The following is a 9861-nucleotide window of genomic DNA, read 5'->3' as shown; positions in this document are numbered from 1 at the left end:
GCGCCGACGGGGCGCTCGATGGCTTCGGCGCGAAGGCGCTGGCCGAGCGGCTCGCCAACATGGCGCTGGCGCAGGCCGGGTGCGAACGCATCGCCAACACCCCGCTGCCCTACGTCTACTCGCTGCTCATCTACCGCACGACCTACCTCTATTGCCTGCTTCTGCCGCTGGCGCTGGTGGGGCCGGTGGGATGGTCGACGCCGGTGTTCGTGGCCATCGTCGGCTATGTGTTCCTCGGGCTTGCCGAGGTGACCGAAGACCTCGCCCACCCCTTCGGCATGACGCCCAATGCCCTGCCGCTCGACGCGATCTGCCGCGCCGCCGAGATCAGCGTCGCCCCGCATCTGGGCGAGGAGCCACCCGAGCCGCTCGCCCCGCGCGACTACTACCTCAGTTAGAGTCTGGGACGATTGCCTGCTCCAACCTCTCTCCCCTCCCCTTGGGGAGGGGCTGGGGGTGGGGGCTCGACGCTGGCTGGCGCGCAACCCCCATCCCAACCCTTCCCCAAGGGGAAGGGCTTTCCGTCTCATTCCCCTTTAGCCGCCCGCAGGCGCACGGCCTCTCCGGCGTGGTCGGTGAACAGACCGTCGATGCCCGCCGCCACCAGCAGGCTCCACAGCTGCGCCACATCCCCCACGCCGCGCGGGTCTTCGCCGATCTGCAAGGCGGGCGGGAGGAAGGCGTTTTCGTGGCGCATGGTCCAGGGATGCACCGCCAGCCCGCGCGCGTGCGCCGCCGCCACCAGCCCGGTCGGCGCGCCATCGGCCTTGAGCACCTGCGTGATCGCCGGGTCGATCCCCTCGGCATAGGTGGCGATCATGGCGAGCCCGTCATCGTCGAGCATCTGCGCATAGGTCCGCCCCGCGATGTCCGCCGGGCCGCCCTCGGGCGCAACCAGCTGGATCAGCGGGAACGCGGTGAGCTGGTTCAGCCGCACCAGCGGGGTCACCTCGAAGCACTGGATGAACACCGGGTCCACACCGGGACGCAAGCCCGCCTTGTCGAGCTCGGCCAGCAGCATGGCGGGAAGGTCGTAGCCGATATCGGCGAAGTAGCTGGGGTGCTTGATCTCGGGGTAGATGCCGATCGTCCGGCCCGTCTCGGCCTCCTTGCGCTTCACCAGAGCCAGCACCTCGGCGAAGCTGGGCACTTCGTACTCGCCATCGTGCTCCGAGCTGGCGTAGCGCAGCTGCGGCAGGCGCTCCTTCGCGCGCAGGGTCTTGAGTTCGGCCAGCGTGAGGTCTTCGGTGAACCAGCCGGTCTGCTCGACCCCGTCGATGGTGCGGGTGGTGAGGCGGCTGGCGAACGCGGGGCGCTGGTCGATGTCGGTGGTGCCGCCGATCTCGTTCTCGTGGCGGGCGACGAGCACGCCATCCTTGGTCGGCACGAGGTCCATCTCGATGTAGTCTGCCCCGTCGTCGATGGCCTTCTCGTAAGCGGCGAGCGTGTGCTCGGGCAGGTCGCCGCTGGCCCCGCGATGGGCGATGAGCAGCACCGCGCTATCCTGCGCCATGGCCGGCGCGGCCAGCATCAGCGCGGCGAGACAGGCGAGCCACTTCGCGCCCCACGTCACGCCCCACGTCACGCCAGGGCCTCTTGCCACTTGGCCGCATCGAAGCCCGCCAAGAGGCCCCCGTCATGCTCGACCACCGGGCGCTTGATCATGCTCGGATGCTCGACCAGCAGCGCGGCAGCACCGATGGCATCGCCAGCGCGGGCCTTCTCGCCCTCGTCGAGCTTGCGCCAGGTCGTGCCGCGCCGGTTGAGGACAACGTCGATGCCCTCGGCACCGATCCAGCGCTCGACCTTCACCGGGTCGGCCCCTTCCTTCTTGTAGTCGTGGAAGGTGTAGGCGAGGCCCTGCTCGTCGAGCCATGCACGCGCCTTCTTGACGGTGTCGCAGTTAGGGATGCCGTAGAGGTCGATGGTCATGGGGTTCTCGCCAAGGTGTTACAGGTGTGACACTGTCCTAGAGGGAAAACCGGAGCCGCGAAACCGGCGCTCCGAAAGTCTCTGCAAAGGGCATGGCGAAGCGTCATGGCAGCGGCATGACATGACCCGCCGCATGTAGGAAAGCGCGCTCAGTCCTGCGACGTGAAGCGGTGGATGCGCGGATTGTCGCAGGCGAACAGGGTGTAGTCCGCATAGTAGGCCTCGCGCCCACGGGCCTGCGCTGCGCGATGCTCGGCCACACGGCCCCAGTTTCGCGCCGCCTCCTCGCTTGCCCATTCGGACAGCGCTACCACTTCGCCATCATCCGACACATAGCCCTTGAACGAGATATAGCCCGGTTGCTGGCTGGCCATGGCCTCCATCCGGTCGGCCTCGGCGGCATAGGCGGCCTGATCGATGTCGGCGCGTTTTCGGTTGCGGAATACGACCAGGTACATGTCAAAGAACCTCCGTTCGTGCTGAGCTTGTCGAAGCACTGCTTTTCCTGGGCTCAGACAAAGAACCAAAGACAGTCCTTCGACAAGCTCAGGACGAGCGGGTCACGGGTCAGAAAAGCCTGCTACCCCAAATGCGCATCGGCAATGGCCACCGCCAGCGCATCCGCGGCATCCGCGCCCACCACCTTCACCCCCGGCAGCAGCACCTTGAGCATCGCCTGCACCTGGCGTTTTTCGGCAGCCCCCGTGCCCACCACCGACTTCTTCACCGCCCGCGCCGCATGTTCGCGCACCGTCAGCCCCATGCCATCATAGGCCGCCCCGCAGGCCGCCAGCACAGCCCCGCGCGCCTGCGCCAGCTTCAGGGTCGACTGCGGGTTCTTGTTGAGGAATATCTCCTCCGCCGCCGCGCGGTCGGGACGGTAGCGCGCGATCACCTGCGCCAGCTCGGCCTGCAAACAGGCCAGCCGCTCGGGCATCGGAGTTGTGGCAGCGGTTTTCACCTGACCGTGCGCGACATGGCTGAGCCGGCTGCCCTCCGAGCGGATCACGCCCCAGCCGGTGGAGCTGAGCGATGGATCGAGGCCGAGGATGATCACAGCGTCAAAAACCTTCCCGCTCGCGGGAGGGTCGCGAGACTTGGCGAGCCACCGGCGAGCCTTAGTCGCAGCGGGGTGGGCCTGAGAGGCCCATTCCCACCCCCAACCCCTCCCGCAAGCGGGAGGGGAGCCAGATCACCCGGCCAGCTTTTCCATCAGCTCGTCGGAGATCTCGTAGTTGCCCCAGACGGTCTGCACATCGTCGTCATCGTCGAGCGCGTCGACCAGCTTCAGGAGCGTGGTCGCTTCCTTCTCTTCCATGGCGACGGTGATGTTCGGCTTCCACGCCAGCTTCACGGTTTCGGCATCGCCGAGCGACTTTTCCAGCTCGCTGGCGATCTGGTGCAGCTGGTCGGCCTCGGTCCAGATGGTGTGGCCGTCCTCGCTCGATTCGATATCGTCGGCGCCCGCTTCCATCGCCGCTTCGAGAATCTTCTCCTCGTCGCCCGCGCTGGCCGGATACTCGATCAGGCCCTTGCGCTCGAACCCGTGCTGGACGCTGCCCTCGGTGCCGAGGTTGCCGCCGTTCTTGGAGAAGGCGGTGCGCACGTTGGTGGCGGTGCGGTTGCGGTTGTCGGTGAGGGTTTCCACGATCAGCGCCACGCCGCCGGGGCCATAACCCTCGTAGCGGACCTCTTCGTAGTTCTCGCCGTCCGAGGCCGAGGCCTTGTCGATCGCGCGCTGGATATTGTCCTTCGGCATCGACTGCGCCTTGGCGGCGTTGACCGCGAGGCGCAGGCGCGGGTTCATCTCGGGATCGGGCATGCCCATCTTGGCGGCCACGGTGATTTCGCGGCTGAGCTTGGAGAAGAGGCCCGAGCGCTTCTTGTCCTGCGCACCCTTGCGGTGCATGATGTTCTTGAATTTGGAATGGCCTGCCATGGTGATCCGTCGCTTGTGCGTCTGAAATAGGAAAGCGCCGCCTATACCAGCGGCGCTTGTCCATCAACTACCCGTAAGCACGATCAGATTTTCACCGCGGTGCCGGTGGCCGAGACCATCAGCATCGAGCCGTTCTTGCCGATCACCTCATAGTCGAGGTCGACGCCGACCACGGCATTGCCGCCGAGCGAGCCGCATTCGGCCTGCAATTCCTCGATCGCCTGCCTGCGCGCATCGGCGAGCACACGCTCGTAGCTATTGGCGCGACCGCCGACGATGTCGCGAATAGAGGCGAACATGTCGCGGAACAGGTTGGCCCCCACGATCACCTCGCCGGTAACCACGCCGAGATAGGCCTGGATCGGGTGCCCTTCCATCGTGGGCGTGGTGGTGACGGGAATCGTGCGCGCGTCTTTCCAGGGGCCTGCCATTCTTGTGGTTCCTCACGAGCTGTCGCTGCTGTGTTACTAGCGCAATACAGCAGCGGTCGCAAGGCGGATCAGCCGAGGCCCAGCGCCGCCTTGTAGGTATCGAGGATCATTTCCATTTCGCTGCGGTCGTTGGGGTCCATCTTCCGCAGGCGCACGATCTGGCGCATGATCTTCGGGTCATAACCCACCGCCTTGGCCTCGGCGTAAACGTCGCGGATATCGTCGGCGATGCCCTTCTTTTCTTCTTCGAGGCGCTCGATGCGCTCGATCAGCAGGCGCAGGCGGTCGTCAGTGGCTTCGGCCATCGGGGTGCTCCATCAAAGTTCGAGAATCGATAATGGCAGCCCCGATAGCCAGCCTGCCCCCTCGGGTGAAGGCCCGGATCACACGCTGCGCGATTATTCCTGTGCGTTCTTTTTCAGGCTCTCCTCCATCCGGGCGAGCTGCTCGGGCGTGGCCTCGGTCTGATACCTGTCCTTCCACTCGCCCATCGGCATGCCGTGGATGAGTTCGCGCGCGGCGGCCTTGTCGCCCTCGCATCCGGCCTCGCGAATCCAGTCGGCGAGGCAGTTGCGGCAGAAGCCCGACAGCCCCATCAGATCGATGTTCTGCGCATCGTGGCGGCGGCGCAGATGGCGCACCAGGCGGCGGAAAGCGGCAGCCGCCACATCGTCGGGCAGCTGGTCCAGCGGATCGGGCGTATCGCTCATTTTCTCATGTGTCCTTGTCTTGTCGTGCTCTGCTGCGATAGGCCGTCAGATGATGACAAAATTCTCCCCCCGCAACCGCAAGGTGAAAATCCTTGCCACCACCGGCCCCGCCACCGAAGACCCGGAGGTGCTGCGCGCACTGTTCCGCGCCGGTGCCGATGCCTTCCGCGTCAACATGAGCCATGGCGACCACGCGTTCCACGCGCAGACCATCGCCAAGATCCGTGCGCTGGAGGCCGAGTTCGGCCGCCCGATCGCGATCCTCGCCGACCTGCAAGGCCCGAAGCTGCGCGTCGGCAAGTTCGCCGAAGGCCGCGCCACGATCCCGCACGGCGCGGAGTTCACCTTCGACCGCGACCCCACACCGGGCAACGCCACCCGCGCCGAACTCCCGCACGAGGAAATCTTCCGCGTGATCGAGGCCGGCCAGCGGCTGCTCGTCAATGACGGCAAGATCCGCCTGCGCGTGAAAAGCGCCAGCCCGGAGGCCATCGTCTGCACTGCCGAGGTCGGCGGGGTGATCTCCGACCGCAAGGGCGTCAACGTGCCCGATGCCGAAATTCCGATCCCCGCGCTCACCGAGAAGGACCGCCGCGACCTCGCCTTCGCCATCGAGCAGGGGGTCGACTGGATCGGCCTCAGCTTCGTGCAGCGCCCCGAAGACCTCATCGAGGCGCGCGCGCTGATGGGCGACAAGGGCGCGCTCTGCGCCAAGATCGAGAAGCCGCAGGCGGTGCGCCGGATCGACGAGATCATCGCCGCCGCCGATGGCATCATGGTTGCGCGCGGCGATCTCGGGGTCGAGCTGAACCCCGAGGAAGTGCCGCCGCTGCAGAAGAAGATCGTCAACGCCACGCGCCTTACCGGCAAGCCGGTGATCGTGGCGACGCAGATGCTCGAAAGCATGATCGAAAGCCCGATCCCGACCCGCGCCGAAGTCTCCGACGTGGCCAATGCGGTCTATGACGGGGCCGACGTGGTCATGCTCAGCGCCGAGACGGCGGCGGGCGACTGGCCCGAAGAGGCGGTGCTGATGATGAACGCCATCGCCAGCCAGATCGAGCACGACGAGGGCTACAAGCAGCGCGTGCGCTTCCTCGATACCCCGCCCGATGCGACGGTGGCCGACGCGCTCAGCCATGCCTGCATGACCATCGCCGATACCGTCGAGCTGAGCGCGATCACGGTGTTCACCTGGTCGGGCAATTCGGCCCGCCGCGTGACGCGCGGACGTCCGGCGGTGCCGGTGATGGTGCTGACCCCGTCGATGGCGGTGGCGCGGCGCGTCTCCTTGCTGTGGGGCACCCATGCCGTCGCCACCAAGGATATCGGCAGCTTCGAGGAGATGATCGCCAAGGGCAAGCGCATGGCGCTGCGCCACGGCTTCGGCTCGGCCGGGACCAAGCTGATCGTGATGGCGGGCGTGCCCTTCGGCGTGTCGGGCGCGACCAACCTGCTGCACATCGCCACCATCGACGGTGACGAACTGGTGAAGCACAAGAAGGCAAAATAATCGCAAGGACGCCGGCGGTGCTGCACGGCACCGTCGGCCCGCGATTCGCCGCAAGATCGCACCCGCAAAGGCCGAATCGGCACAGCCCGCAAGCGAGCAGCCGCACGCCATTACAGCCTCGCATCGGGTGCCCGAAGGCAATGATCATGTCGAAGGAAAATGGAGCGGGCGAGGCGATTCGAACGCCCGACCCTCACCTTGGCAAGGTGATGCTCTACCCCTGAGCTACGCCCGCTCACTGGCGCTACCGGTGTCGAAACCCCGGTGGGGAGCGGCGCAACTAGCAGCGACCTTTTGACCCTGCAAGCAGAAAAATGCACCTTTTTGCAGAACCCGTCATTTGCGCCGCCAGCCCTTCACAAATCGCGCGAAAGGGCCACATTGGCATCTCATTGAAAATGCCGACGGGAGCACGAAAAGTGGCAAGCATGGGCCTCAACATCGACGAACAGAAAGCGGTCGAACGATTCCGCAAACAGGTGGTCGAACCCAGCCAGACCAAGCTCGTGATCGTCGATTTCTGGGCCGAATGGTGCGGCCCGTGCAAGGCGCTCACCCCGGTGCTGGAGAAAGTCTGCGCCGAATATGCCGACAAGGGCGTGGTGCTGGCCAAGATCAATGTGGACGAAGAAGGCTTCATCGCCAGTCAGTTCCAGGTCCAGTCGATCCCCACGGTCTATGCGATCTTCCAGGGCCAGCCGGTGGCCGACCTGACCCCGGCGCGCAGCGAATCGCAGCTGAAGGGCGCGCTCGACCAGATCCTCGCGCAGGTGCCGGTCACGCCCGGCGCGCCGGGTGACGAGGCCGCGCCCGATATCGACCAGCTGCTCGCCATGGGCGAAGAGGTGCTGGCGAGCGGCGATGCCCAGCGGGCGGGCTCGATCTTCATGCAGATCGCGCAGATGGCGCCCGAGAACGCCGCCGCCCATTCGGGCCTGATTCGCGCGCTGCTCGCCGCCGACATGACCGACGAGGCCAAGGCCGCGTTCGCCGAGCTGCCCGAGGCCGTGCAGAACGATCCGGCGCTGGCACAGGCCAAGGCCGCGCTCGAGCTCGCCGGACCGCAGGTCGATACCGAGGAGCTGTCCGCCCTGCGTCAGGCCGCCGAGGCCAGTCCCGACGATGCCGCCGCGCAGATCGCCTATGCCGAAGCCGCCTTTGCCGCCGGGGACCGCGATGGTGCCGCCGAGACGCTGCTGGCCGCCATCGGCCGCGAGCCCGAGGATGGCGACGGCGCGGCCAAGGCCAAGCTGTTGCAGCTGTTCGAGGCAGTCGGGCTGGAGGATGCCTGGGTCGCGGCCCAGCGTCGCAAGCTCTCGCTGCTGCTGTTCGGGTGATCCGGGAGCGGCCGCAATGGGCCAGATGAGCAAGATGCGCCTCTCGATCTTCCCGCTGACCGGGGCCATCCTCTATCCGGGGCTGCACCTGCCGCTGCACATCTTCGAGCCGCGCTATCGCGCGATGGTGGGCGATGCGCTGGCGCGTGATCGCCGCATCGCCATGATCCAGCCAAGCGACCCGGACGAGGGCACGGCCTTGTTCGATGTGGGCTGCGTGGGCCGCATTTCCGAAGTCGAGACGAGCGAGGATGGCCGCTACAACATCCTGCTCACGGGTGAGAGCCGCTTCCGCCTGCTGCGCGAGCTGGAGGTGACCACCCCGTTCCGCCAGATCGAGGCCGAGCTGATCGAGGAGCCCGAGGACGAGATGCTCACCCTCGGCGAGCGCGCGGCGTTCGAGTACGAATCGCGCAAGTTCGCCAAGTTGCAGGGCTACGAGATCGACTGGGATTCGGTGGCGCGGCTGGACGATGTGTCGCTGATCAACGGCGTGTCGCAGATCGCGCCGTTCGACGCGGCAGCGAAGCAGGCGCTGCTCGAAGCGCCCAACCTGCGCGTGCGCTGCGACCTGCTGGTGCAGCTGATGGAGTTCTTCGGCAAGGGCGACCCCGACGAGGGGAATGTAACCTTGCAGTAGTTTCGCAGCCCCATCCGGGGCTGCGTCCTCGGTGCTGTTCCCTCCGCTACGCTCCGGGGCACCTGCGGGCGCGCAGTCGCGCTTGCGCTCGCTATGCTCGCGTTTTTCCGCACCGTCGCCTGGGCAAGGCCACTTGTCGGGAGCGCTGGCTCTCCTGCGCGGACCAAGCCCAGCCCCGGATCAAGTCCGGGGCGACGAGTGGAGCGGGAATGCGCCACGCCAGAACGCGAGCGCAGCGAGGGCAAGGGCGACCGCCCGCCCGCAGCGGCCCCGAAACGAAGTGTAGGGAACAGCCGCGAGGATGTCGGCCCGGATGGGCCGACTTCAAGAAAACGAAGCGCGCAGTCCGTCGATCACATATTGCGTCGCCAGCGCCGCCAGCAGCACGCCGAGCAGGCGCGTAACAACCGCCTCCACCTTGTCGCCGAACGCGCGCATCAGCGGGCTCGCCGCCAGCAGCGCCATCAGGGTCAGCACCAGCACCAGCGCCAGCGCCGCCAGCACCACCAGCGTGCCCTCGATGCCCTGCGCATTGCTCGACAGCAGCATGATCGAGGCAATGGCTCCCGGCCCCGCCAGCATCGGCATCGCCATCGGAAACACCGACACGTCCTCGTGCTGCGGATCCTCGCGGACCTTGTCGGCCCGGTCGTTGCGGCGCTCGGTGCGCTTTTCGAACACCATTTCGAGCGCGATCAGGAACAGCATGATCCCGCCCGCCACGCGGAACGCGTCGAGCCCGATATGCATCGCCGCCAGCAAAGCCTCGCCGAACAGCGCGAAGCCGAGCAGGATCACCGCCGCGATCAGACAGGCGCGGATCGCCATCGAGCGGCGCGCGGCCGCCGAGGCATTGGTCGTCAGCCCGGCATAGATCGGCGCGCAGCCCGGCGGGTCGATCACGACGAACAGCGTCACGAAGGCCGACATGAACAGCTCGATCATCGCCTAGCCCTCGCTATCCGGCACGGTAAGGACAAGCGCCTCCTGCCATTGCCCGTCGCGTTGCCATTCCACCACCATGCGCCAGCTTTCCGGCCCGGTCTCGTCCACCCGCCAGCCCAGCGTGCCGTCGCTCGCGCGGGTCAGCACGTCGGGGCTGTCCTCGGCGGGCCTGGCGGGGCCATCGCGCCGCGGATCGCGCTGCTCGCAATCGGCCGTAAGCGCGGTGATCGCCTGCAGCGCGCCGACGATGATCGTGTCCTCGTCGGGCTCGACATCGGGTGCGCGCGGCGGAGGCTGCGGCACATCGGGCGTGCCGATGGTGTAAGTCCACTGATAAGACCCGTTGCGGCGGCGCTGCCACACGGTGGCATAGCGGCCGATCACGCCTTCCGCCGTGCGCGAGCGCCCGAAGCT

General features: G+C 66.8%; 13 protein-coding genes, 1 tRNA gene and 1 pseudogene. 4 read left to right on the top strand and 11 right to left on the bottom strand.

Annotated elements, in window-relative coordinates; translation table 11 throughout:
• Positions 1 to 398: bestrophin family protein (locus D2V17_RS03235; RefSeq protein WP_281270529.1), on the top strand; the 398-nt coding region annotated here is incomplete at its 5' end.
• Positions 399 to 526: 128 nt separating this feature from the next.
• Here the strand turns inward: D2V17_RS03235 and D2V17_RS03230 are convergent.
• The 8 genes from D2V17_RS03230 to D2V17_RS03195 all read right to left on the bottom strand — a co-directional run bounded on the left by D2V17_RS03230 (position 527) and on the right by D2V17_RS03195 (position 5012).
• Positions 527 to 1603 carry a glycerophosphodiester phosphodiesterase family protein gene (locus tag D2V17_RS03230; protein WP_342767826.1) on the bottom strand — a complete coding sequence of 359 codons (1077 nt, stop codon included), beginning with the start codon at positions 1601 to 1603 and terminating at the stop codon, positions 527 to 529.
• Positions 1582 to 1932 carry an ArsC family reductase gene (locus D2V17_RS03225; RefSeq protein ID WP_119591698.1) on the bottom strand — a complete coding sequence of 117 codons (351 nt, stop codon included), beginning with the start codon at positions 1930 to 1932 and terminating at the stop codon, positions 1582 to 1584. Before D2V17_RS03225 ends, D2V17_RS03230 begins: the two co-directional genes overlap by 22 nt.
• A gap of 149 nt (positions 1933 to 2081) precedes the next feature.
• Positions 2082 to 2390: an antibiotic biosynthesis monooxygenase family protein gene (locus D2V17_RS03220; RefSeq protein ID WP_119591697.1), complete on the bottom strand. Its 309-nt coding sequence runs from the start codon at positions 2388 to 2390 to the stop codon at positions 2082 to 2084.
• 122 nt (positions 2391 to 2512) lie between these two features.
• Complete coding sequence (ruvC, locus tag D2V17_RS03215; protein WP_119591696.1) at positions 2513 to 2989, bottom strand: crossover junction endodeoxyribonuclease RuvC; 477 nt, start codon at positions 2987 to 2989, stop codon at positions 2513 to 2515.
• 135 nt (positions 2990 to 3124) lie between these two features.
• Positions 3125 to 3871 (bottom strand): YebC/PmpR family DNA-binding transcriptional regulator, encoded by a 747-nt coding sequence (locus D2V17_RS03210; protein ID WP_119591695.1) that lies wholly within the window; start codon positions 3869 to 3871, stop codon positions 3125 to 3127.
• Positions 3872 to 3954: 83 nt separating this feature from the next.
• Positions 3955 to 4302, bottom strand: a complete 348-nt coding sequence (locus D2V17_RS03205; RefSeq protein WP_425453609.1) for a heavy metal-binding domain-containing protein — start codon at positions 4300 to 4302, stop codon at positions 3955 to 3957.
• Between the two features lie 68 nt (positions 4303 to 4370).
• Entirely contained in the window at positions 4371 to 4607 is a 237-nt protein-coding gene (locus D2V17_RS03200) for a DUF2312 domain-containing protein (RefSeq protein ID WP_119591694.1), read from the bottom strand.
• A 93-nt stretch (positions 4608 to 4700) separates the two neighbouring features.
• Complete coding sequence (locus D2V17_RS03195) at positions 4701 to 5012, bottom strand: DUF1244 domain-containing protein (protein WP_119591693.1); 312 nt, start codon at positions 5010 to 5012, stop codon at positions 4701 to 4703.
• Between the two features lie 52 nt (positions 5013 to 5064).
• Here D2V17_RS03195 and pyk point away from each other — a divergent pair, with 52 nt between their 5' ends.
• Complete coding sequence (gene pyk, locus D2V17_RS03190; RefSeq protein WP_119591700.1) at positions 5065 to 6525, top strand: pyruvate kinase; 1461 nt, start codon at positions 5065 to 5067, stop codon at positions 6523 to 6525.
• A gap of 160 nt (positions 6526 to 6685) precedes the next feature.
• Here pyk and D2V17_RS03185 read toward each other — a convergent pair.
• Positions 6686 to 6760: transfer RNA gene (locus D2V17_RS03185), tRNA-Gly, on the bottom strand.
• A gap of 193 nt (positions 6761 to 6953) precedes the next feature.
• Between D2V17_RS03185 and D2V17_RS03180 the strand changes: the two genes are divergently transcribed.
• Together D2V17_RS03180 and D2V17_RS03175 are read left to right on the top strand one after the other, a co-directional pair.
• Positions 6954 to 7862 carry a tetratricopeptide repeat protein gene (locus D2V17_RS03180; RefSeq protein WP_119591692.1) on the top strand — a complete coding sequence of 303 codons (909 nt, stop codon included), beginning with the start codon at positions 6954 to 6956 and terminating at the stop codon, positions 7860 to 7862.
• Positions 7863 to 7896: 34 nt separating this feature from the next.
• Positions 7897 to 8502 carry an LON peptidase substrate-binding domain-containing protein gene (locus D2V17_RS03175; RefSeq protein ID WP_119591699.1) on the top strand — a complete coding sequence of 202 codons (606 nt, stop codon included), beginning with the start codon at positions 7897 to 7899 and terminating at the stop codon, positions 8500 to 8502.
• A gap of 324 nt (positions 8503 to 8826) precedes the next feature.
• On the opposite strand, the gene D2V17_RS03170 is transcribed toward D2V17_RS03175, so the two are convergent.
• Together D2V17_RS03170 and D2V17_RS21175 are read right to left on the bottom strand one after the other, a co-directional pair.
• On the bottom strand, positions 8827 to 9447 hold the full coding sequence (locus D2V17_RS03170) for a MarC family protein (RefSeq protein WP_119591691.1): 621 nt from the start codon (positions 9445 to 9447) through the stop codon (positions 8827 to 8829).
• A 3-nt stretch (positions 9448 to 9450) separates the two neighbouring features.
• A pseudogene (locus D2V17_RS21175) lies at positions 9451 to 9861 on the bottom strand (hypothetical protein); the annotation flags it as partial.

The sequence above is a fragment of the Aurantiacibacter xanthus genome (assembly GCF_003584015.1).
Classification (GTDB): Bacteria; Pseudomonadota; Alphaproteobacteria; order Sphingomonadales; family Sphingomonadaceae; genus Alteraurantiacibacter; species Alteraurantiacibacter xanthus.
The sequence above is the reverse complement of the archived record's forward strand: the minus strand, read 5'-3'. Positions and strand labels throughout refer to the sequence as shown.